The following is a 22585-nucleotide window of genomic DNA, read 5'->3' as shown; positions in this document are numbered from 1 at the left end:
TATAATTGTTACTTTGGAGAATCGATTTCATTGGGCTTACTTGAAACCATCAACTCCCCGGCGGACTTAAAAAAACTGCCTCGCTCCCGGCTGCCTGACCTGGCCCGGGAAATCCGGGAGCGCATCGTAGAGGTGGTCTCCAAAACCGGGGGGCATCTTGCATCCAATCTCGGCGTGGTGGAACTCACCATTGCCATTCACTATGTGTTTGACATCCCCACGGACAAGCTGGTCTGGGACGTGGGCCATCAGTCCTATACCCACAAGCTGCTTACCGGCCGGGCCGACCGGTTTTCCACTCTCAGGCAGTTTGGCGGGCTGTCCGGGTTTCCCAAGATATCGGAAAGCCTGTGTGATGCGTTTTCCACCGGCCATTCCAGCACCTCGATTTCCGCGGGCCTGGGCATATCCTGTGCCAAGCGCCTCAAAAACGACGACTCCCGGGTGATTGCCGTCATCGGTGATGGCTCCATGACCGCGGGCCTGGCCTACGAGGCATTAAACCAGGCCGGGGCCATCCACAAGGAACTCATTGTAATTTTAAATGACAATGAAATGTCGATCTCGCCCAACGTGGGGGCCTTGTCATCGCTTCTGAGCCGAACGTTTTCCGGCAAATTCATCCAGGACAAAAGAAAGGAATTCGGCGAGCTGCTGCGCTCCTTGCCAAAAATCGGCAGTGACGCCTATTATCTGGCCAAGCGGGCAGAAGAGTCCATCAAGGCCTTTGTCACGCCGGGCATGCTTTTTGAAGCCTTTAATTTCGAATACTTCGGTCCCATCAAAGGCCATCGCATCGATCAGTTGATCGATATCCTGGAAAACATCAAAAACCTTGACGAGCCGGTTTTGCTCCACGTGGCCACCACCAAGGGCCGCGGCTACGGCCCGGCCGAATCCAACCCGGTTTATTTTCACGGGGTGGGCTGCTTTGATGCTGAAACCGGCGGCCGGGTCAACTGCAGCGACCTGCCCGCATACACGGATATTTTCGGCCAGACCATGGTGCGCCTGGCGGAAAAGGACAAAAACATCATTGCCGTGACCGCGGCCATGCCAGAAGGCACCGGGCTTGGGCCATTTTCGGAAAAATTTCCGGACCGGTTCTATGACGTGGGCATTGCCGAAGCCCACGGGGTCACCTTTGCCGCAGGCATGGCCACAGAGGGCTACAAGCCGGTAGTGGCCATTTATTCCACTTTTCTCCAGCGGGCCTATGACCAGATTATCCACGATGTCTGCCTGGAATCCCTGCCCGTGGTGTTTGCCGTGGACCGGGGCGGCATTGTGGGCGAAGACGGGCCCACCCATCACGGCCTGTTTGACTTAAGCTATCTGCGGGCCATTGCCAACATGGTGGTCATGGCGCCCATGGACGAACACGAGTTTCAACGCATGCTGGTAACCGCTGTCAACCACCCGGGCCCGGTGGCCGTGCGTTATCCCAGGGGCAAGGTGACCGGCGAAAACCCGGAAAAAGCCGAAAAAAATGACCAACCCCTTGCCATCGGCAAGGCGGAAGTGCTTTGCAGTGGCGATGATATTTTGATTCTGGCCATCGGCCACTCTGTCACAGATGCCGTAAAAGCCCGGCAAATGCTTGCCGACAAAGGCTTTTCCGCTACTGTGGTCAATGCTCGGTTTGTCAAGCCCTTGGACACGGAGCTTATCGGTAGTTTGATCCAAAAAATTCCCCGTGTGATAACGGTTGAGGAAAACATGCTTGACGGCGGATTCGGCAGCGCGGTGCTCGAGGCCATGGCAGACACCGGGATCGCAGGCTTTCGCATCACCCGGATCGGCATCAAAGACACCTTTGTGACCCACGGCGCCAAGTCCGTTCTGCGCAAGCATTACGAGGTGGATGCAGATGCGGTGTTCAGGGCCGCAGAGGCCATGTGCCGGGATCTTGCCTGACATGAAAACCCCGGGAACCGGAAAAAAGCGCCTGGATCTGCTGGTTGTGGAGCGCGGCCTTGCAGGCAGCCGCCAGCGGGCCCAGGCCCTGATCATGGCCGGCCATATCCTGGTCAATGATCATCCAGTGGACAAACCCGGCAGCCTGGTGGCGGAAAACGCGGAAATCGTCAGCCGGGCCTCAGACCTGGCTTATGTCAGCCGGGGGGGACTGAAGCTGGAACACGCCCTGGCGGTTTTTGAGATCAATGTCTCGGGATTTTCCTGCCTGGATGCGGGTGCATCCACGGGGGGATTCACGGATTGTCTTTTGCAGAACGGCGCGGACCGGGTGTATGCCGTGGATGTGGGTTACGGCCAGCTGGCCTGGCAGCTTCGCCAGGATCCGCGGGTGACGGTAATGGAGCGGTTTAATATCCGGCATGCCACTAAAAAAGATCTGCCGGCCGGCCTGGACTTGGCGGTGATTGATGTTTCCTTTATCTCCCTGAAGATCGTGGTGCCCGCGGTACAGCCCTTTATCCGGCCCGGCGGAACCATTTTGCCCCTGATAAAGCCCCAGTTCGAGGTGGGCAAGGGCGAGGTGGGCAAGGGCGGCGTGGTCCGGGACCCGGCCCTGCACAATCGCGTTATTGAAGAACTTTCTGATTTTTTTAAACAATGCGGCTTAATTCCCGGTGAAGTTACACCATCCCCCATTTTCGGACCCAGGGGCAACCGGGAGTTTATCCAGCACCTGCAGGTGCCGGCCCCGGGATGAATAAAGGCGCCTTTTAAGGTTGATTTTTTCCGGTCAAACCGATAAATACAATGGAATGCAGTACGATTGCGTTTCGCATGTAAATCCAGCAGAATAGAGAGGAGTTAGGAGTCTTATGACAGAACATCTGAGAAACATCGCCTTGATCGGACACGGTGGATCCGGTAAGACGTCTCTGGCCGAAGCCCTCCTGCACAACGCCGGTGCGACCAAGCGGTTTGGCAGCGTGGATGCGGGCAATGCCGTCATGGATTTCGAGGCCGAGGAGCTCAAGCGCCGGAGCAGTATTTCCACGGCCTTTCATCCCTTTTCCTGGAAACAGCGAAAGATCAACCTGATTGATACGCCGGGCGATCAGAATTTTTTCTCTGATACCCGGCTTTGCATGCAGGCCGCTGACAGTGCCGTTGTGGTCATTGACGCGGTGGACGGCATCAAGGTCCAGTCCGAACAGGCATGGGAGTATGCCGATGAGTTCGGCCTGCCCCGGGTGATTTTCATCAACAAGGTGGACCGGGAGCGGGCGGATTTTTCAAAGGCTTTCAATGACGCGATTGAAATTTTCTCTCCCAAGCCCATTATTCTGCAGCTGCCCATCGGCCAGGAAGCCGATTTCAAGGGCGTGGTGGACCTGGTCAACATGAAGGCCTGGGTTTACGAAAACGGCAAAGCAAAGGCCACAGACATTCCCGCAGACATGCAGGAAACCGCCGAGGCCGAGCGCGAATCTTTGATTGAAAACATCGCGGAAGCCGATGACGAACTGGTGGAAAAATATCTGGAAGGCGAGACCCTTTCAGACGAAGAAATCCTGGCCGCCCTGCGCAAGGGGACCCTGGAAAAAGCCTTTGTTCCGGTGATGTGCGGATCTGCCACCTTAAATATCGGCGTGGACCTGCTCGCCGGGCTCATGGCAGACGCCCTGCCCTCCCCTGCAGACCGCGGGCCGAAAACCGGATATGTTCCCGGCACGGAAACCGAGGAAACCCGGGAACCGTCTCCGGACGCGCCGTTTTCCGCACTGGTGTTTAAAACCGTGGCCGATCCCTATGCCGGCCGCCTCAACATTTTCCGGGTTTTTTCCGGAAAACTCGGGGGCGACGGCACATTTTTCAACGCCACAAAGGACACCAAGGAACGCTACAACCAGCTTCTCCAGATCCAGGGAAAAGAGCAGAAACCCCTGGAGGGCGCTGGCCCCGGAGATATCGTGGCCGTGGCCAAGCTAAAGGAAACCGTTACCGGAAACACCCTGTGCGCCCCGGACAAACCCATTGAATACAAGCCCGCTGAACCCCTGCGCGGCGTGGTGTCCTTTGCCATTTCCCCCAAATCCAAGGGAGATGAGGACAAGATCTACTCCTCGCTGACCAAGCTCATCGAGGAAGACCCGGGCCTGCGCCTGGAGCGAAACGATGAAACCCGCCAGACCCTGCTCACCGGCCAGGGCCAGGTGCACATCGAAACCACGGTGGAAAAGCTCCGGCGCAAGTACAACGTCGAGGTCAACCTCAATATTCCCAAGGTGCCCTACAAGGAAACCTTTCGCAAAAAGGTCCGGGTCCAGGGCAAGCACAAGAAACAATCCGGCGGCCACGGCCAGTATGGCGACTGCTGGGTGGAGTTCGAACCCCTGGAACGGGGCGCGGGCTACCAGTTCGTGGACAAGATCGTCGGCGGCGTGATTCCCAAGACCTATATTCCGGCAGTGGACAAGGGCATTGCCGAGGCCTCGCAAAAAGGCGTTCTGGCGGGATTTCCCTGCATTGATTTTCAGGCAAAGGTCGATGACGGCTCATATCATTCCGTGGACTCCTCGGAAATGGCCTTTAAAATCGCCGGATCCCTGGCTTTCAAAAAGGCCATGGAGCAGGCCGATCCCGTGCTGCTCGAGCCCATCATGGAAATGGAGGTGATCACGCCAGAGGAATTCATGGGGGATATCATGGGTGATTTAAACTCCAGGCGCGGCCGGGTGCTGGGCATGGAAAGCCGGGGCAAAAACCAAGTGGTGCGCGCACTGGTGCCCCAGGCCGAAGTGCTCACCTATGCGCCGGATCTTCGCTCCATGACCGGCGGCCGCGGGATGTTTTCCATGAAATTTTCCCACTACGATGAGGTCCCGGCCCAGATTTCCCAAAAGGTCATCGAGGAACTGCGCAGCCAGCAGGAACAGGAAAAGTAGAAAAGCGGTTCAAAATAGCAGGAAACAGGCCGGTTCGGCAAATCCAATGCCGAATCGGCCTGTTTTTTACCCCAAATCCCCCAGCACCTCTTCTGCAATTTCCCTGACCGCCCGGGGGTAATCACCGTTGATCACTGATTCCAGCCGTCCTGCAAACTCGGAATCATTTAACACGCCGAAAAGATGAATCATATCCCCTTTTACCGCATCATCAAGTCCGGCAAAGCGGTTCCACATGGCCTCCAGGGCTTGGCGGGCCAGATCCGGCGCGGTTTCGGCCAGATATTCGAATGCCACCATGGCCCCCAGGCGGGTGGGCCATTTGGGATGGGCCAGCAGATCCAGAAAACCCGGAATTACACTGCCAGCCCCGGCCATCAGGGCGGCCAGGCCTTCGGCATCCCCGTCTGAGATGATTTTTTTGACAGTATCCGCACTGAGATCTGCGGGATTGCGCTTTTCGAAAATATCGAGCAACTCGGCCACGGCCACGACACCGGTCCACCTGAACTGATCATCCAAAATGGCTGTGGGAACGGATTTCACATTGTCCCGGGCCGCGGACTCGGAAAAAACAGCGGCATCAATCACATGCAAATCCACCCGGTCCGGCGCCCAGGCGGCCATGTAGAGCCATCTGCCAAGCGCACCCGGACAATGGGGGCATACCGGGGAAACATAGACCCGCACCACCCCGGGCATTTGGATCCGGTTCTGGATATCCGCCGCAGAAACCCCGGCCTCGGCTTCTTCCATGGGCACGATCCCGGCCGCGCACATCAAAAACAGCTCCAGCAGTTTTCCCTCGGGAACGGCTGAAAACCGGATATTGGGATAAATAAAAATCGCGGGCCGCTCATCTTCTTCGCTTGTTTCATTTTTGACATCAAGCGAGGGCAGATGCCCCCGGAGCAGATCGCAGAACTGCTCCATTCGCTTTGTTACCGCATCATTGGGATCTCCGAGCACAACAATGCGGGTTGGCTTGTAAATCTTGTACTTGTAGTTTTCAACCACTGCCATGTCCGGCCGGGAGATCACCGGTTGTGCCTGCTGGTTTTCCATGGGCATTATGCCTTAAATTTGTTTATTGATGGCACTGTAAAAAGTCTGATTCTAGATGGTGCCGTAAAAGTTCAAGATCAAGGCTTGCGCAATTTCGAAGAATGCAGCGTACTTATCCGTACGTGAAATTCTGAGAAATTGCGCGTAACGCAGATATTGGACTTTTACGGCACCATCATTGATTGATTTCCGAAAGCATCCGTGCGATATCCGATGCCAGCTGCCGGTTGTCATCGCCTGAAACAGAGTCCTGCCCGTCTTCGGGCGGCTCGGAGAGATTTTTCTGACTGGCCCGGATATCCACGTATTCTCCCTCCCGGTCGAGCATCACGGTCATGCCCACCCGGAGGCTGAAATCGAGTTTGTAGACCACTTCATTGTTTTCAACCGCAATATCCCCGCCGTGAAACAGCAGATCCTCCCCGGGCGACAGATCGTATTTCTCCCGGATCAGGGCTTTTACCGCGGATTTGTCCAGATTTTTGACCAGCATTTTCAGCATCTGCTTTTCGCAGGCCTGGATGATTTCCTTGCGGGCAAGTTTCATGTGATCTGATCCTTTTTTTCTTCCATGCGAATTTCTTCGATATCCGTCCAAAGACCGGCCAGTTCCAAAAAAGCCACGGCCCCGGGGGAGATGATATCATGGCAGACCACGGGCTTTCCAAAGACCATGGCCTCGTGCAGGCGCTCATCTTCGGCAATGCACACGGGCAGACAGAGTTGGGCAATGGCCTCAAACACTTCCGGGCCCAGCAGGGCCTCGGCTTCTGCGGCGTCATCGCATCCGTTGATCAAAATCCGGGCCGTTGAAGCGCCGGCTGGATTGTTTTGCCGAAACGCGGCCACCTGCTCAAGAAAATGTTTGTATGTTTCAAGCAGACCGGAAATGTTTCCGGCCGCCTCCAAATCCAGGCGAACCGGCAGGATCAGCACGTCTGCGCAGCACACGGCTTCCTGCATCAGGCCCCCGGACTCTGCCGTGGCATTGATAACCATCATATCCAGGTCTTGTCCGGCAATTTCCGAAAAAACGTTCCGGCCCGGCTTTAAAGCCGCCCTGCCCAGCCCCGGACCGGCCGGCAGCACGCGGAAATGTTCAATGCAGGTCGGCACCAAAAAATTTGCGGCATCCCGGGAATCCGCAATCACCCGATCCAATCCCGGCGCATCTGCCGGCGGGTCAATGACCGCGGCTTCAAGGCACCGGTTTCGGGCATCGCAGTCCACCAGCAGGGTGTTTTGATCCAGGGCCGCAAACGCCGCTGCCAGATTCACTGAAACGGTTGTTTTTCCGGCGCCGGCCGCGGGTGCGGCAATACAGAATATCTTTGTCATGCTCCCTTTCATATCATAAACACACCTGTTTTCAAGGTCCTTGTGCACCCCCCGGCGTTATTGGCTTTATCAATGCCGCAGGTTGTGCTATTTTATGGTTATGCAACCCCATATCCGGCACCGGATCCATAACATCCGGCAAACATTTGAAAAAGCCAATATCGACACCCTGCTTGTCTCCATTGCCGAAAACCGCATGTATTTAAGCGGCTTTACCGGCCAGGACACCGGGTTTGACGAATCCGCCGGGGTTTTGCTCATCTCCGGCGACCACCTGGTGCTGGCCACGGATTCCAGATACGAAATCCAGGCCCAACAGGAAGCCGAAGACTTTGAAGTGGTCTGCTACAAAAAGGGCCTGGCAAAGGAGCTGCCCGGCATCCTTGAGAAACTGGGCACATCGCGTCTCGGATTCGAGCGCCGCCGCATGAGTGTTAGCCAGTACGACATGATCCGCGAGCAGCTCACATCAGTGGAACTGGTACCGGTGGACAACCTTTGTGAAAACCTGCGCGAGTGCAAGGAGGAAGTCGAGATCGAGGCCATCCGCAAGTCCCTGCACCTTGCGGAATCCGCATTTTCCGATTTTCTGGAAAACCTGGAATCCGGCATGAGCGAGGTCCGCGCCGCCTGGGAGATCGAGCGCCGCATGCGGGAAGCCGGCGCCCGGTCAGTGTCCTTTCCGGTGATTGCCGCATTTTCAGCCAATGCCGCCCTGCCCCATGCCATCCCTTCAGAACGGCTCATGGAAAACAGCCAGCCCCTTTTGTTTGACTGGGGCGCGGTTTTAAACGGCTATTGCAGCGATATTTCCCGGACCATTGTCCTGGGAAGAGGGGATGAAACGTTTAAAAAAGTGTTTACCGCAGTTTATGACGCCCAGCAAAAAGCAGTGGAAGCCATCCGCCCCGGGGCCTGGACAAAAGATATTGATGCCGCAGCCAGAAATCACCTCCACGAAAAAGGCCTGGACGAATATTTCGGCCACGGCCTGGGCCACGGCGTGGGCCTGGCCATCCACGAGGCCCCGTCGCTGAGCCCGGTGGCGGAAAGAAACGTTGAACTAAAGGAAAACATGGTCTTTACAATTGAGCCCGGAGTTTATCTGTCCGACTGGGGCGGGGTGCGCCTGGAAAACATGGTGGTTGTGCGCTCCAACGGCGCAGAAGTATTAAACAGCCTGGACGTAAAACTTTTCTGACCCGAATGCCGCCGTTGCTGCCATGAACGAAATTTCCATGCACATGGACCAGTACTTGAACTACCTGGTGGTGGAAAAGGGTCTTGCCGATGCCACGGTTGAATCCTACGGCTCAGACCTTGCCCGGTTTCAGCGATTCCTGACCGGCAGCCGAATCGGCCGCACCAATGAGGTGGATGCCGCAGCCATTTTAAAATACCTGCTGCGGCTGCGCGACGACGGCCTGGGCATCCGCTCCAGGGCCCGGCATTTGGTGACCCTGCGGGGTTTTTTTCGTTTCCTGGTTCAGGAAAAGCACCTCTCAAAAGACCCATCCCGGCTCATTGACCTGCCCAAATTCGGCCTGAAACTGCCCGACGTGCTTTCAATCACCGAAATCACCACCCTCCTGGAGACCCCGGACACCAAAAGACACAAGGGCATGCGGGATGCGGCCATGCTGGAGCTGCTGTATGCCGCAGGCCTCCGGGTCAGCGAACTGCTGCACATCAAGCTCCAGGAGATGAACCTGGATGCCGGGTTTGTACGCGTGACAGGAAAGGGTTCAAAGGAACGGCTGGTGCCTGTGGGCGGCCATGCCCAAAGCCGGGTGGATCAATACATCCGCATTGCCAGGCCGGCAATGCTGAAAAAGCAGACAAGCCCCTGGCTTTTTTTCGGCCGTGCCGGCCGGCCCATGACCCGCCAGGGATTCTGGAAACTGGTGAGAAAATACGCCCTTGCCGTTGGATGTGACAAAAAAATCAGCCCCCACACCTTCCGCCACTCCTTTGCCACCCACCTGCTGGAAGGCGGCGCAGATCTGCGCGCCGTTCAGATGATGCTGGGCCACACAGACATCTCCACCACCCAAATCTACACCCACGTCACCCGCGACCAGATCAAACTCATGCACGAAAAATATCATCCAAGGGGATAACCCCCCAGAAAATGCAGCGGCGGGCTTTCGCCCGCCGTTTGAAGGGAATCGGAGGAGGAGGTAATTCCCTGTCATGGAAGCCGTAGCGGCTTCCCCTGCATTTTTCGAAAAGCCCCGGGATGGCGGCCCGGGACTTTTCACCTACAGCTCCATGGTAAAGCCGAGGAGAAAATTGATTTTGGGTGACGGATAATAGGCCCTTTCAACAGGAGATGAAAACAGGCTTAACACCCCGTATTCCTCGTATTCCTTGTTAAACAGGTTGTTGACATTCAAATACGCGCTCATTTTATCCCATTGATAACGGATTTTGGTATTGGCAACAAAATAGTCATCCTGATCTTCAAATTCATTTGCAAAATCACTGATAAAGGGACGTTCGCCCACATATACCCCATTTAATGAAATTGAGAGATTTTTTGTCGGATAAAATGTTGTGGTGGCGCTGGCCTGATGTTCCGGAACGCTTGGAAAGTCATTGCCGTCATGTTCACCGCCACGAATCTCAGCGTCCGTATAAGCGTAACTGCCTTCAAACTTTACATGCTTAAAATCCTTGCCCAAAGACACTTCCACGCCATCACGCCTGGTTTCACTATCAAAATTTTCATTAGAATATGTTATCGGGTTAAAATAAAGTTCGTTTTCCGTATCAATGCGGAAAAAATTGATATGGCCGTAAAAGGTATCAGAGAAATGGTGCCTTATCCCTATTTCATAGTTATCCCCGGTTTGGGATTTCAAACCCGTATTGATGGTATTGGTTGTGAAATCGAAAAATTCATCTAGAACGGGATTGCGAAAACTTTTTGAATAACTGGCATACACTTGGGATTGCTCCAGAAACTGATATACAATCCCCGCAGTATACAGGTCTTCACTTGTTGTGGTACTATCCGGTGTACTGGGCGAGAACTTGAATTTGGATCTGTCGTAGCGGTATCCTCCGGATACCGTTAGCTCCGGGGTAGCATGAAATTCTTCGTGGATATAAAATCCATAATTTCTTTTTTCGAGTTTGAATTTTTGAGTACCGGAAAATACAGGAAACATTGGATAAATTGTGGTGTTGACGATGTCTTCTTTATCCTGGCTGAAATCTGCGCCAATTGTCAGGTTGTTGTTAAATCCGAAAATACTTTCATCAAGTATAACCCGAGGAGAGACAGCAACAGTTTCAATTTCTGTATCGCCTTCAAATGTTCCGGTTGAAAACGAACTAAAATATAATGATTCACGGTTCCGATATGAAAAGTCAAATTTTAACATGCTATTATTTAAAAAATACACTTCCGGGCCGGCCTTGATGTAGTAATCCTCCACATCTGCAAAATCATTCGGATTTATGGAATCTTTCCGAGAGGCACCGGCTGCAAAATCGCTTTCTTTCAATCCACCCGGCAGCCCGGTTTTGTCCTCATGATATCCCGAACTCAAATAAAGCTTCACCCGGTCACTGGCAAAATAATCCAGGTTCGCGCCAACATCCTTTGCCCGGGTATCGGAATTGTCACGGTACCCATCAGAGGTCAGGTAGCTGCCGGTCAGAGAATAGGACAGGTCCTTGTGCGACCCGCTGATCTGGGCGTTGGCCTTGCCGGTGTCATAGCTGCCCCCGGCGATCTCTGCACTGGCGTCAAACCCCTTGCCCTGCTTGGTAATGATATTGATGGCCCCGCCGGCTGCATTATCGCCATATAGCACGCTGCCCCGGCCGCCCCGGATGATTTCAATTCGCTCAATGCGATCCACGGGAATCAGGGTCCAGTCCGTTGCGCTTAAATCCGGGGAATTGATTTTTCTGCCGTCAACCAGTACAAGGGTGTTCATTGAAGCGGTTTCGCCAAATCCCCGCAGATCCACACTATAAGAACGCCGGTTGCCGGAAATATCACTTACGTGAACCCCGGCTTCGGTACGCAGAAGATCAGGCACATCCCGGGCAGGCGAATTTTGAATTTCTTCTTCCGTGATCACTGATATATTGGCTGGCACGGATGAAATGGCCTCTTCCTGCCGGGTGGCCGTCACCACCACTTCTTCGAGCGTGGCTGCAGACCCGCCCTCGCTGTCCTTGGCCAAAACCAATCCTGGCATGCATAACAACACTGAAATGCAGATTAAAAACCGGCTCCATTTTTTCATCATTTTCCTCCACAGGTAAAAAGGTGTTACCGGCCCGGGCCCAAAAAAAATCCCCGGACCGATATTTTCATCGATCCGGGGATGTCCCTTTTTTATCCTCAGATACATGTAGCCGCCGGGTTTCCTGGTCCGCGCATATCCCGGAGGTTATCTTCTCATTCAGGCAGGTCTTCTGACTCTTGGATCATCCGAGTTGCTGCGCCTTCCCATCCCGCACTCAATTATCGATCGATTCTATGCTTAAACGGTCAGCACTGGAATGAATTGAGTGCGGGAAAGTGGCTTTTTGCGGCTTTCGTCCCCAATTACAGCGGCGGGCCCGTCCCCGATTTTAACGAGGTTCCCTTTTCAGCCTCCATAAGGCACCTGAAATGATATGTTGTTTATATGCTAATGAAACATAACCGGAAAAGTCAAGAAAAAATTACAAACCAGCTTTGACCATCACCACCACCCGGTCAATTCCCAGACCCGGCAGCCGGTATTTTTCAATCCTTGCCCGGCTCTCATGGTTTTCCATGCCGCCAAGCCATGCTTCGGCCAGTTCATCCGCAACCCCCCTGCCCTTCATGGCCATGAGCATGCCCCCGGAATTGAGCAGCGGCGCGGCCAGACCGTTGAGTTCGGCCAACGAAGACACGGCCCGGCTAACCACCACGTCAAACTTTTCATCTTCCCCTGCCAGATCCTCGGCCCGGGCATGCCGGGCGCAAATGTTTTCAAGCCCCAGCCGCCGGATCACATACCCCACAAAACTGATCCGTTTGCGCCGGCTGTCAATCAAAGTCATGTCCAGCCCCGGAAACCCGATCTTCATGGGAATCCCGGGCAAACCGGCCCCGGTTCCCAGATCCAGCACCCGGGCTCCCGGGTCAATCCATTTTGCCGGCACCATGGAATCGATCATCAGGTTTTCCGCAATTGCCAAAGGATCATCCACACTGGTGAGATTCAGACGCTGGCCGGCTTCAAGCAGTTCTTTGGCAAACACTTCCAACTGCCCGATTTTATAATCATCCAAACCAAGTCCAAGTTCCTTACCCCCCCGAGCCACCCAGTCTTGCCATTGATGCCAGTTGATCTGCTTTTGTTTCATGGCCTCATCAAAACCCCGGCAGTTTAAACTTCATGGTCACCTCTCCGGTGTCCTTGTCAATGCGGATCATTTTGTCATCCGCGCCGCTGGTTTCCATCTTTTTCCCTGTGGCCATCTCCAGCAAACCGCCGATAAAGGCCATTCCGGTATTGAGCACTTCCTCCATTTTTTCCGGGGGCTGATCTGCAAACACGGCTGCCCCTTCACTGGTGCTTTCCTCTGCAGGCGCCTCTTCAGCATCATAGGCCAGGGCTGTGTCCTGATTTTCAAAAACCGAAGGGTTCAGATAATGGGGCGTATCCTCCGGGATTTCTTCAGCCGTCCTTTGTTCGGCCATCACCGGTTCGGGCTCTTCCTGCATTATTTCCCGCAGCTGATTGAGCAATTCTGTCCGTTTTTCCCGGGAAAATTCCACCATGTCCGTGGCCCCGTCAAAAACACCCTGAAACAAATCGGTTTTGAGCTGAATGCCCGCGTAGATGCGTTCCTCGATGCTGTTCTTGGCAATCAGGTTGATGACGTTGACCGCACCGCTTTTCTGGCCGATTCTGCTAATCCGCCCGATGCGCTGGTTCATGCGCGCGGGATTCCAGGGCAGCTCAAAATTGATCACGCAGTCTGCCGCCTGAAGGTTGAGCCCGGTGCCCCCGGCATCAGTGGACAAAAACACCCGGCAGTCCGGGTTGACAGTGTAGATCTCATTTTCGACGGCACGCGCCTGGGCACAGTAGCGCACCCGCAGGTAACCCTGGCGGTCATCGGTACAGAATGGGGTAAAGATAATACGGGCGCCGCGGTCAACAGCAAGACGGGACAATTCGGGGAATTGTATATCGTAACAGATCAGGATAGCAATCCTGCCGCAGTCGGTGTCGAAAATATTAAGCTCTTTTCCGGGCTGAATTGCCCACCAGGTTTTCTCATCGGGGGTAATGTGCAGTTTGTACTGGCGATCGATGGTCCCATCACGGCGAAACAGGTAGCTGACGTTATAGATCAGCTCGTCTTCTTCAACAAAATGGGAACCGCCAATGATATTGACGTTGTGTTTCACGGCCAAAGTGCCAAACAACTCGATATACTGTTCAGTGAACCCGGCCAGGCGCCGGACTTGCAGGCTGGGCACACTTTCGCCCAGAAACGAAAGCAGCTGTAAGGTAAACGTTTCAGGAAAAACGACGAAGTCGGATTCGTCAAGTGCTGCAACATCTACATAATATTCACATTGGCTGGCGAACGCTTCGAAGGAACTTATTTTTTTAAGCATATACTGCACAGTACAGATACGCACAGGAAATGCACGCAGGTAAAGCCGCCTGGAGCGGGGCAGGTAGTCGACATTGCTCCATTCCAGCAGGACAGCGTAGCTAAGAGAAGCTTTATCGTCGTCAAGATAGTGGGGGTTGACCCATTTAAGTTTAAAGCCGTTCAGCAGTTGGAAACTTAGGACAGGATCATACATCTTCTGCTGGATGACCTGTTGAACATATTCCGCGGCAGTCATACGGTCGGCATATTTGTGGTAAAAAGGAATGCGCCCGCCAACAAGGAAACTTTTTAAATTCAGGCGCTGAACCAACTCTTTGCGTGCTTCGTAGATTCGGGTGCCGACGTGCAGGCGGCGGAAATCCGGATGGACCATGATCGAGATACCGTATAGGTGCTTACCATCGGGATCGTGGTTGGTAATGTAACCGTTATCAGTAATTTCATCAAAGGTGTGACGATCCTCGTACTCGTTAAAATCGATAACCAGGCTTGAGGATGCGCCGATGATCTGTCCGTCATATTCCACACATAACTGACCTTCGGGAAAAATATCTATATGGCTTTTAAGATGTTCCCAGGCCCACGGCTCCATGTTGGGGAAGCAGATCTTGCTCAGCTCTACAATAGCGTCGAGATCCTTTTCTTCAACACTGCGAATGATGATTTTTTTCTCCATTTTAGAAAGATCTATTTGGTCGGACATTATTAGTATTCCTCTTTATTATTTTTCATTCGGCCCTGAGGGGTAAACCGGGCCGGGACTGTATTCAACACTCGGCCGGGCTGTGCGGGGCTGAGGATACATGCTCATCAGGCTGTAAATTTCACCAGGCATGTTAGTGTTGACGTTGATGCCCATCTCGGCAATTTGCTGAACATCAATTGGGTAATCGTGAGTCCAGGTTCCCTGGGTTAGTTTTTCGGCTGTTTCTTCGGCTTGCTCCTCATCCATATGCTTGGCAAGCAGGCATTTAACAGTGCTCTTAACTTGACGCAAAGCCTTGGTGGCAACATCTGCCAGGATGATGGTCTGGTCGTCAATATCTTTCATTTCTTTGGATTCGAGGACTTTAACCAGTGAAGCGGCGGGATATTGGCCAAGCTGGGGATCGAGCGGGCCGATGACTGCATTTTCATCCATGACCAGCTCGTCAGCGGCCATAGCGATGAGGGCGCCGCCGGACATTGTGTAATGGGGTACGAAGACAGTAACCTTCCCAGGGTGACGCAAGAGGGCCTCGGCAATCTGCTCGGAGGCAAGGACTAACCCGCCAGGAGTATGGACAATAAGGTCAATTGGCGCATCTTTATCAGTCAGACGAATAGCCGTCAGAACCTGTTCCGAATCTTCGATAGTAATGTAACGTGTCAGCGGTATGCCGAGCAAGCTAACCGCTTCCTGACGGTGAAGCAGGGTAATAACGCGGCTGCCGCGCTTACGCTCGAGCTCGATTATCTTACGAGTACGGGCAGAGCGCAGGATCTGCTGCTGCAGGTAGGGTGTCAGCGCCATTATAATTATGAATAACCAGAAAAGCTGAGAAATATTTTCCATAGAAAAAGCCTCCTTGCTTCAAATCGATTTGTTGATAAATATGCAAACGTCCTTTCGTCCAAGCCGGCTTAGCAGTAGTCGCGCCAGCATTCCCAGAAGGGGTCGGCACGGTAATTCCTTTTGGGCCGCATAAACAAGACCAGCACCAGGCCGAGAAAGAAACCTCCGATATGAGCCCACCAGGCTATACCAGCCACCTCATAAAAAACATAAACAAATTGGATCAATATCCAGTAGCCCAGGTATATCGGCACTGGCAGCCAGAAGAAAAAGAAGAAAAAAGGCGGAATGATAGTTAGCACTCTAGCCCGGGGGAATAGAATCAGGTAGGCGCCAAGAATGCCTGAGACGGCTCCTGAAGCACCGACCATGGGAATAGTGCTCTCAGGCAATGAAAAGCCCTGCGTAAGAGCAGCAGCAATGCCCGCAAGCAGGTAGAGAAGCATGAAGCGGAAAAATCCAAGCCGGCCTTCAACAGCGGGGCCAAATACCCAGAGGAACCAAACATTACTTAACATGTGTAAAAAGGAACCGTGAACGAACATGCTTGTAAATATAGTGCTAAATTCACCAATGGGATCCTGAAAGAAAATGTCGGGGATAAAACCGAAAGTATAAAAAAACTCCGGAAACACATTAATCCCGAGAGAAAATTGATATAAGAAAACAATACCATTCAGGATAATCAGGCCGATTGTAGCAAGAGTGGCACCGTGATAAGTTATTGTATCGCGTAAAGGGAACATTAAACCGCGCTTCCTGCCTCTCCGCCGGCTGTTTATGACCAGGCAGGTTTAATTATATCATACTATTTAACCTGTTCAGACAGGAAATATTGCTGGTTAGACCGGTGCAAGCGACAGTGAATCAGAAGGAAAGGCGGTTATTTTTAATGTTATAATGTGATCATGTTTGTACAAATAATTAGTGACATCCTACTCCTTTTCGGGCTCGGATTAGCCGGCTGGTTTTTGCTGTCCAGAATACGAATGCCGGCTTCTGAAGTGATTGGCCCGGTAGCGGTAATCGGTACTCTGCGTGCAATGCAAGTGGAGTTGCCAACTTCACCTGATTTTTTATTTCCTGCAGCACAGATAATTATCGGCATATTTGTCGGCTCAATGCTGAACAGGGATGCGGTACGTGAACTTAAGCCCATGGCCGTTTCAGCAGTGATAATTATTGCATGGGCTCTTTCTATAGTATTTGTTATCGGTTTTTTCCTGGCCCGTTACTCTGCAATGGACCTCTACACGGCGATGCTCTCGGCAAGTATGGGTGGCCTGCCCGAGATAACTGTTATCGCCCTCGCTTCAGGTGCAGGAGTTACGGTAATTATCGTCATGCAGATGATCCGGATGCTGGGCACTATCCTTATCTTTCCATTACTGCTTAAATGGATCGAGGTGCGGGAAAACCGCGGCCAAAAAAAACCACCAGGGAATTTAAAAAACGAAAACAAAACCCCGGCCAAAAAAGTAGTGAGTTGCGAAAAAATAACTGCCTTAACAATCGCTGGGTTATTCAGCAACTTACTGAGCACTTATTTTAATCAGAATGCACTTCTCCGCGTGGTTTCGTCATTTAAAGAATCCTGGCTCAGAATTATGCTGACCCTATTTATAGCTGCAGTGGGTGGGCTGCTGCTGGAAGGAATGGGTGTTCCCGCCGGTTTACTGGTAGGATCAACTATATTCGTTGCTGCCGTTTCAGTTGCCGGTGTACCGGTAAGCAAGCTTTCACCACGCTTGTTAGACCTGCTATTAGTCTTTATCGGTATCACGGTTGCAGATAATATCTCGCTGGAAACAATCATCACCATGGTTAATCCGGAATTCCTGGTACCGATTTTGATTGCAACCGCAGTGATATTTGCTACTTCCTTCGGCACAGCCTGGATCATCTACCGCTTGACAGGTTGGGATTTTTTAACCAGTTTTCTGGCAGCAGCACCAGGCGGTTTTACTGTAATGACGGCACTGGCCATTAAACACGGCCGCGATCCCTTCAAAGTATCAATGCTCCATCTGTGCCGATTTCTTTCGATTAATATCTTTGTCCCTTTCTTATTCATGTTCATGATGCGGTAATGGTCGATTAGAAAAGTTATTTTACACCTTTTCGATACTGATGGCGCAAACCTTGGTTTCAGGAGTTTTAGACACCGGGTCTAAGGCTGCACTGGTCAGCAGGTTGGTCGGGCATTCGGCAAAGTGGAAACTGAGTGAAGCCACACCCTCCTGGCTGCGCCGGGTGATCTTTGCTTTAACCTTTAATTCACCGCGACGCGATTTAACTTCGACCATATCACCGTCGGATATGCCCATCTTTTCGGCATCGGCCGGGTTGATCATAATGTGCTCGCCACCGCTTAGCTCATCCAACCCTTCGGAGTAGCGGGTCATAGTGCTGTGATACTGGTAAAGGTTGCGCTCTGTGGTCAGAACCAGCGGAAAATCAAAATCGCAGCAATCTTCCGAGGGTCTGTATTCTATCGGCATCAATTTGCCTTTACCTGAAGGGGTGTTGAATTTATCGGTATGCAGAATAGGTGTCCCGGGGTGATCTTCCGTCGGGCAGGGCCATTGGATGCTTTCTTTTTCCAGCCTGTCGTAGGTTATCCCTGCATAGCTGGGAGTAAGAGAAGCAGCTTCATTAAAGATCTCCTCAGCACTGTTGTAAGCAAAACCTTCCGCTCCCATTTCGTTGGCAATAGCGCTTACGATCCACCAATCAGGCTTTGCTTCCCCAACCGGTTCAATTACTTTGCGTATACGCTGTACTCGTCTTTCAGTATTAACCACAGTACCGTTCTTCTCAATTAATGATGCTGCCGGCAGGACTACATCGGCCATTTGAGCTGTTTCGTTCAGAAAGATATCCTGGACGACAAAGAAATCCAGCTTTTCCATCGCTTCCGTTGAGTGGGCGGCATTGGCTTCGGTAAGAACCGGGTTCTCTCCAACCAGGTAAAGGGCTTTTATATCTCCTTTGTAAGCTGCGTCAAAAATCTCGGTGTGGGTCAAGCCCGGCTCTCCGCTCAGGGAGACCCCCCAGGCTTTCTCAAACTTCTCACGGGCTTCAGCATTCTCAACTTTTTGATAACCGGTAAAAACATTAGGCAGTGAACCCATATCGCAGGAGCCCTGGACATTATTCTGGCCACGCAGGGGGTTAACCCCGCCGGAAACAAGGCCAAGATTACCGGTGATCAAGGCCAAATTGCTGATAGCCATAACGTTGTCAGTGCCGTGTGAATGCTGGGTAATACCCATACAGTATAATATTGATGCTGGGTTATTTTGAGCATACATCCTGGCAGCATCAACTATCCTTTCCCAGGGCACCCCTGTTATGTCGCTGACAAAATCAGGCGTATATTCTTCCAAAGACTGCTTAAATTGATCAAAATCCTCGCAACGCTCTTCTATATATTTCTGATCGTGCAGGCCCTCTTCGATAATCACCCTGGCCATACCCATTAAAAGGGCCACGTCAGCGCCCGGTTTAATCTGCAGGAATATATCGGCAAAACGGACCAGGGGCACTTCCTGCGGGTTAACTACGATTAGTTTTGCTCCCTGCCGAACCGCTTTTTTAACCTGGTAACCGACAATCGGGTGCGCTTCAGTGGTGCTGGTGCCAATTGCCATAATACAAGCGGCGTCTCCGATTTCGGCGATGGTATTAGTCATCGCACCGCTTCCCAGTGTTGTGGCCAGACCGGCCACAGTGGGAGCGTGTCAGAGGCGGGCGCAGTGATCGATATTGTTTGTTCCCATCACTGCCCGTGTAAATTTCTGAATTACGTAGTTATCTTCAACGGAACACTTGGCGGAAGCAATAGCGGCAAACTGACCACCTTTATACTGGCCCAGCTTGTCCGCCACGAGGGTAAGCGCTTCTTCCCAGCTCGCTTCTACCAGTTTGCCTTCCTTGCGGATCAGCGGGGTAGTTAAACGCTTCGGGGAATTGACAAAGCCAAGCCCGAAACGCCCTTTAACGCAAAGACTGCCGCCGCTGGAGGGGCTTTTATCCACTGCTTCCGAGCTGACAATTTTGCCGCCCCTGATTCCGACTAATATGCCGCAGCCACAGCCGCAGAAGGGGCATACCGTTTCGACTTCATAAGTAGGCTCAACAGCCTCCCGGGGGATCAAGGCCCCAACCGGGCAACGGACGACACATTCGCCGCAAGTTACACAGGTGGAATCGATGATTGGCTTATCGCCAAGAACACCAATCCTGGTTTCAATTCCGCGAAAAGTAAAGTCGATACATTCATCGCCCTGGATTTCCTCACAGGTTCGCACGCAAATACCGCATAAAACACATTTATTCATATCACGCAGGTAGTAAGGGTTGGAGTCATCCAGAGGCATAGTAAGTTCGGGTTCCCGCATCACCTTGATTCGGTCTTCATCAAGGCCGATAAATCTGGTCAATTCCTGCAGTTGGCATTTACTGTTCTTGGCACAGTTCTGGCAATTGTAATCGTGGTTGAGGACTAACAACTCCAGGTTGATCCTGCGGGTTTTGTCCAATTCCTCACTGGCAGTACGCACGACCAGGCCTTCTTCGACAGGGGTCATGCAGGAAACCGTGGGGCGGCGCCCCTCGATTTCAACCAGGCAGACCCGGCAAATACCAACAGAAGTTAGATCTACATGATCGCATAGATGGGGAATATAGATACCGCTGTCCAGGGCCGCCCTTAAAATAGAGGTGCCCGGAGCAGCTTTAACCTCCAGATCGTCTATGGTTAGAGTGATTAACTCTGACATTATTTACCCTCCTTGCTTACAGCTAACTCTTTCGTTTCAGGCAGTCCCTCAGAGACAACCTGCACAGCACGAACCTTCTTCGGACAGGCCTCAAAGCAGGCTGCGCACCGGGTACAGATATCCTGGTCGATAATATGAGGCTCCTTCTTTTCCCCGCTGATGGCATCAACCGGGCAGGCCTTTATACAACGCTGACAGCCAATACATTTCTCAGGGTCTATACTGTACTTCAACAGAGCTTTACAGACTAAGGCCGGACAGCGTTTTTCAATAACATGAGCTTCATACTCGTCGCGGAAATATCGCAGGGTAGTCAGAATAGGGTTGGGCGCTGTCTGCCCCAGACCGCACATCGAACCTTTCTTAACCGCTGTGGCCAATTCTTCGAGCAGATCAATATCTTCCGGTTTCCCCCGTCCCTCAGTAATATCTTCAAGGATGTTATACATCTGTGTAGTACCGAGGCGGCAGGGAATACACTGACCGCATGATTCTTTTTTAGTAAAGTTCAAAAAGTAACGGGCCATGTCTACCATGCAGGTATCTTCATCGACAACTACCAGCCCGCCTGAACCCATCATTGCTCCTGCTGCGGTTAGGGAATCGAAATCAATAGGCAGGTCGAGATGCTCATCAGGAATACACCCTCCCGAAGGTCCTCCGATCTGGGCGGCTTTAAATTTTTTGCCGTAACGGATACCACCGCCGATATCAAAAACGACTTCACGAATTGAGATGCCCATAGGAACTTCAACTAAACCGGTGTTGTTAACTTTACCGGTCAGGGCGAAAACCTTGGTACCCTTACTGCCTTCTGTACCGACAGAAGCAAATTCTTCTGCGCCACTGCGCATAATTATAGGTACATTGGCAAGTGTTTCGACATTATTAATTATCGTCGGTTTACCCCAAAGTCCCTTGACAGCGGGAAAAGGAGGACGGTGACGGGGAACACCGCGTTTGCCTTCGATCGAGGAAAGCAGGGCTGTCTCTTCTCCACACACAAAAGCGCCTGCTCCTTCTTTGATTTTTATTTTAAAATTAAAGCCGAAGCCTAAAATGTTTTCACCTAGTATTCCATAGTTTTCAGCCTGGCCGATAGCGGTGCGCAGGCGCTTAATAGCCAGGGGATACTCGGAGCGAACATAGATATAGCCTTCGTCCGAGTTGATCGCCTGACCGGCGATTAGCATGCCTTCGAGGACCGCATGGGGGTCACCCTCGAGAATACTCCGGTCCATAAAGGCTCCGGGGTCTCCTTCGTCGGCATTACAGACAACATATTTTTTTTCTCCGGGACTACTGTTACCAAACTGCCATTTCATCCCGGTAGGAAACCCTGCTCCACCCCTGCCGCGCAGGCCTGAACTTTTCACCTCGTTAACCACTTCCATCGGCTCCATTTGCAATGCATTCTTGAGACCGATATAACCGCCGCGGATAATATATTCATCAATATTTTCAGGGTCAATCACACCGCAGTTACGCAGGGCCAAACGCTTCTGTTTGCTGTAAAACATGATCTTATCATGGCTAATGACAGTCTCTTCGGAAACAGGGTCTTTGTAGAGAAGCCGTTCTACCATATTGCCATTTATCAGGTATTCTTCCACTATCTCCGGAACATCCTCTGCCTTCACCTCGCAATAGAAAACATCTTCGGGGTAAACAATAAAAATCGGCCCTTTTTCGCAGAAGCCGTGACATCCGGACATAATGATGCGCACTTTATCCTCCAGACCGTGCTTTTTGAGCTCGTCGATCAGGACATTTTGTATGTCGAGAGCGCCCGATGAAATACAGCCCGTTCCTGCACAGATCAAAATATGTTTTTCATACACGTTGGTCCTCTCTCCTTTCATCAGTAGGTTGTTATTGACTAAAACTAATGCTCCCGGAAAGCTGAACTGTGTGAATATTTGTCGACGATTGCTTCACGCGCTTTTTTGCATGGCTCGCTTTCATGGCAAAGCGGGCCTTCAAGGCAGCACTCCACAAACTGATCACACGGTTTTTCCTTACTGTTGAAGCATTTTTCACAACAGGGATCGATAAATTTTTCCACCTACGCCTGCCCCCCTTCTGAAATTTCACTGAAGGTTTCAATGATTTTTTTTGTTTTGTCAGGATCGAGCTTACCGAAAGTTTCCTTGTCGATGGTCATAACCGGCGCCAGGCCGCAGGCCCCGATACAGGCAACTTCTTCGTAGGTGTATTTCAAATCTTCAGTTGTTTCACCGACACCGATCTTGAGGACATCTTTAACTCTGTCGGCGACTCTGCTGGCTCCGCGTACGTGACAGGCTGTGCCGCAGCAAAGACGGATAATATGCTCGCCCCGGGGTTTGAGG

19 protein-coding genes and 1 riboswitch are annotated in these 22585 nt (G+C 52.1%); of the genes, 7 read left to right on the top strand and 12 right to left on the bottom strand.

Features of this window, described 5'->3' with window-relative positions:
* Positions 1–30 precede the first annotated feature (30 nt).
* From dxs to fusA, 3 genes are all read left to right on the top strand, one after another.
* On the top strand, positions 31–1917 hold the full coding sequence (dxs, locus tag R6U41_RS00980) for a 1-deoxy-D-xylulose-5-phosphate synthase (RefSeq protein ID WP_410267974.1): 1887 nt from the start codon (positions 31–33) through the stop codon (positions 1915–1917).
* A 1-nt stretch (position 1918) separates the two neighbouring features.
* Complete coding sequence (locus R6U41_RS00975; protein WP_410267973.1) at positions 1919–2677, top strand: TlyA family RNA methyltransferase; 759 nt, start codon at positions 1919–1921, stop codon at positions 2675–2677.
* 115 nt (positions 2678–2792) lie between these two features.
* Positions 2793–4862: an elongation factor G gene (gene fusA / locus R6U41_RS00970; RefSeq protein WP_410267972.1), complete on the top strand. Its 2070-nt coding sequence runs from the start codon at positions 2793–2795 to the stop codon at positions 4860–4862.
* Between the two features lie 66 nt (positions 4863–4928).
* Here fusA and R6U41_RS00965 read toward each other — a convergent pair whose 3' ends face one another.
* From R6U41_RS00965 to R6U41_RS00955, 3 genes are all read right to left on the bottom strand, one after another.
* A complete protein-coding gene (locus R6U41_RS00965; protein WP_410267971.1) occupies positions 4929–5927 on the bottom strand; it encodes a thioredoxin family protein in 999 nt (332 codons plus the stop codon).
* 175 nt (positions 5928–6102) lie between these two features.
* Entirely contained in the window at positions 6103–6474 is a 372-nt protein-coding gene (locus R6U41_RS00960) for a hypothetical protein (RefSeq protein WP_410267970.1), read from the bottom strand.
* Positions 6471–7265 carry a ParA family protein gene (locus tag R6U41_RS00955; protein WP_410267969.1) on the bottom strand — a complete coding sequence of 265 codons (795 nt, stop codon included), beginning with the start codon at positions 7263–7265 and terminating at the stop codon, positions 6471–6473. Before R6U41_RS00955 ends, R6U41_RS00960 begins: the two co-directional genes overlap by 4 nt.
* A 94-nt stretch (positions 7266–7359) precedes the next feature.
* On the opposite strand from R6U41_RS00955, the gene R6U41_RS00950 reads away from it, so the two are divergent.
* Both R6U41_RS00950 and xerD read left to right on the top strand, forming a co-directional pair.
* The gene (locus R6U41_RS00950; RefSeq protein WP_410267968.1) at positions 7360–8466 is read left to right on the top strand and encodes a M24 family metallopeptidase; all 1107 of its coding nucleotides are present in this window, start codon (positions 7360–7362) and stop codon (positions 8464–8466) included.
* A 22-nt stretch (positions 8467–8488) separates the two neighbouring features.
* Positions 8489–9385 carry a site-specific tyrosine recombinase XerD gene (gene xerD, locus R6U41_RS00945; protein WP_410267967.1) on the top strand — a complete coding sequence of 299 codons (897 nt, stop codon included), beginning with the start codon at positions 8489–8491 and terminating at the stop codon, positions 9383–9385.
* Positions 9386–9526: 141 nt separating this feature from the next.
* On the opposite strand, the gene R6U41_RS00940 is transcribed toward xerD, so the two are convergent.
* Entirely contained in the window at positions 9527–11380 is a 1854-nt protein-coding gene (locus R6U41_RS00940; protein ID WP_410267988.1) for a TonB-dependent receptor, read from the bottom strand.
* 7 nt (positions 11381–11387) lie between these two features.
* Here R6U41_RS00940 and R6U41_RS00935 point away from each other — a divergent pair, with 7 nt between their 5' ends.
* On the top strand, positions 11388–11549 hold the full coding sequence (locus R6U41_RS00935; RefSeq protein ID WP_410267989.1) for a hypothetical protein: 162 nt from the start codon (positions 11388–11390) through the stop codon (positions 11547–11549).
* A gap of 125 nt (positions 11550–11674) precedes the next feature.
* A riboswitch (cobalamin riboswitch) is annotated at positions 11675–11915 on the bottom strand.
* 39 nt (positions 11916–11954) lie between these two features.
* Here the strand turns inward: R6U41_RS00935 and rsmG are convergent.
* The 4 genes from rsmG to R6U41_RS00915 form a co-directional block, all read right to left on the bottom strand.
* Complete coding sequence (gene rsmG, locus R6U41_RS00930; protein WP_410267966.1) at positions 11955–12626, bottom strand: 16S rRNA (guanine(527)-N(7))-methyltransferase RsmG; 672 nt, start codon at positions 12624–12626, stop codon at positions 11955–11957.
* A gap of 7 nt (positions 12627–12633) precedes the next feature.
* Positions 12634–14598: a GNAT family N-acetyltransferase gene (locus R6U41_RS00925; RefSeq protein ID WP_410267965.1), complete on the bottom strand. Its 1965-nt coding sequence runs from the start codon at positions 14596–14598 to the stop codon at positions 12634–12636.
* Between the two features lie 18 nt (positions 14599–14616).
* Positions 14617–15450, bottom strand: a complete 834-nt coding sequence (locus tag R6U41_RS00920; RefSeq protein WP_410267964.1) for an SDH family Clp fold serine proteinase — start codon at positions 15448–15450, stop codon at positions 14617–14619.
* 68 nt (positions 15451–15518) lie between these two features.
* On the bottom strand, positions 15519–16196 hold the full coding sequence (locus R6U41_RS00915; RefSeq protein WP_410267963.1) for a rhomboid family intramembrane serine protease: 678 nt from the start codon (positions 16194–16196) through the stop codon (positions 15519–15521).
* A gap of 162 nt (positions 16197–16358) precedes the next feature.
* Between R6U41_RS00915 and R6U41_RS00910 the strand changes: the two genes are divergently transcribed.
* The gene (locus tag R6U41_RS00910) at positions 16359–17540 is read left to right on the top strand and encodes an AbrB family transcriptional regulator (protein WP_410267962.1); all 1182 of its coding nucleotides are present in this window, start codon (positions 16359–16361) and stop codon (positions 17538–17540) included.
* A 21-nt stretch (positions 17541–17561) separates the two neighbouring features.
* Here the strand turns inward: R6U41_RS00910 and fdhF are convergent, their stop codons facing one another.
* The 4 genes from fdhF to R6U41_RS00890 all read right to left on the bottom strand — a co-directional run.
* On the bottom strand, positions 17562–20234 hold the full coding sequence (fdhF, locus tag R6U41_RS00905) for a formate dehydrogenase subunit alpha (RefSeq protein WP_410267961.1): 2673 nt from the start codon (positions 20232–20234) through the stop codon (positions 17562–17564).
* Positions 20234–22075: an NADH-quinone oxidoreductase subunit NuoF gene (nuoF, locus tag R6U41_RS00900; RefSeq protein ID WP_410267960.1), complete on the bottom strand. Its 1842-nt coding sequence runs from the start codon at positions 22073–22075 to the stop codon at positions 20234–20236. The genes fdhF and nuoF overlap by 1 nt, the downstream gene beginning before the upstream one ends.
* Before the next feature lie 44 nt (positions 22076–22119).
* Complete coding sequence (locus tag R6U41_RS00895; RefSeq protein ID WP_410267959.1) at positions 22120–22299, bottom strand: CCxxC motif-containing NuoF prefix domain-containing protein; 180 nt, start codon at positions 22297–22299, stop codon at positions 22120–22122.
* Positions 22300–22585: NAD(P)H-dependent oxidoreductase subunit E (locus tag R6U41_RS00890; protein WP_410267958.1), on the bottom strand; the 286-nt coding region annotated here is incomplete at its 5' end. It lies immediately after the preceding gene.

The sequence above is a fragment of the Desulfosalsimonas sp. genome, assembly GCF_046483245.1.
Classification (GTDB): Bacteria; Desulfobacterota; Desulfobacteria; order Desulfobacterales; family Desulfosalsimonadaceae; genus Desulfosalsimonas.
Note: the sequence above shows the minus strand (reverse complement) of the source record. Positions and strands in the feature narration are given on the sequence as shown.

Excerpts from the sequence above, each read along its gene's own strand:
- R6U41_RS00975 (WP_410267973.1), top strand. The coding sequence starts at position 1,919 with ATGAAAACCCCGGGAACCGGAAAAAAGCGCCTGGATCTGCTGGTTGTG.
- fusA (WP_410267972.1), top strand. The coding sequence starts at position 2,793 with ATGACAGAACATCTGAGAAACATCGCCTTGATCGGACACGGTGGATCC.
- R6U41_RS00965 (WP_410267971.1), bottom strand. The coding sequence starts at position 5,927 with ATGGAAAACCAGCAGGCACAACCGGTGATCTCCCGGCCGGACATGGCA.
- R6U41_RS00960 (WP_410267970.1), bottom strand. The coding sequence starts at position 6,474 with ATGAAACTTGCCCGCAAGGAAATCATCCAGGCCTGCGAAAAGCAGATG.
- R6U41_RS00955 (WP_410267969.1), bottom strand. The coding sequence starts at position 7,265 with ATGACAAAGATATTCTGTATTGCCGCACCCGCGGCCGGCGCCGGAAAA.
- R6U41_RS00950 (WP_410267968.1), top strand. The coding sequence starts at position 7,360 with ATGGTTATGCAACCCCATATCCGGCACCGGATCCATAACATCCGGCAA.
- xerD (WP_410267967.1), top strand. The coding sequence starts at position 8,489 with ATGAACGAAATTTCCATGCACATGGACCAGTACTTGAACTACCTGGTG.
- R6U41_RS00935 (WP_410267989.1), top strand. The coding sequence starts at position 11,388 with ATGGCCTCTTCCTGCCGGGTGGCCGTCACCACCACTTCTTCGAGCGTG.
- rsmG (WP_410267966.1), bottom strand. The coding sequence starts at position 12,626 with ATGAAACAAAAGCAGATCAACTGGCATCAATGGCAAGACTGGGTGGCT.
- R6U41_RS00925 (WP_410267965.1), bottom strand. The coding sequence starts at position 14,598 with ATGTCCGACCAAATAGATCTTTCTAAAATGGAGAAAAAAATCATCATT.
- R6U41_RS00920 (WP_410267964.1), bottom strand. The coding sequence starts at position 15,450 with ATGGAAAATATTTCTCAGCTTTTCTGGTTATTCATAATTATAATGGCG.
- R6U41_RS00915 (WP_410267963.1), bottom strand. The coding sequence starts at position 16,196 with ATGTTCCCTTTACGCGATACAATAACTTATCACGGTGCCACTCTTGCT.
- R6U41_RS00910 (WP_410267962.1), top strand. The coding sequence starts at position 16,359 with ATGTTTGTACAAATAATTAGTGACATCCTACTCCTTTTCGGGCTCGGA.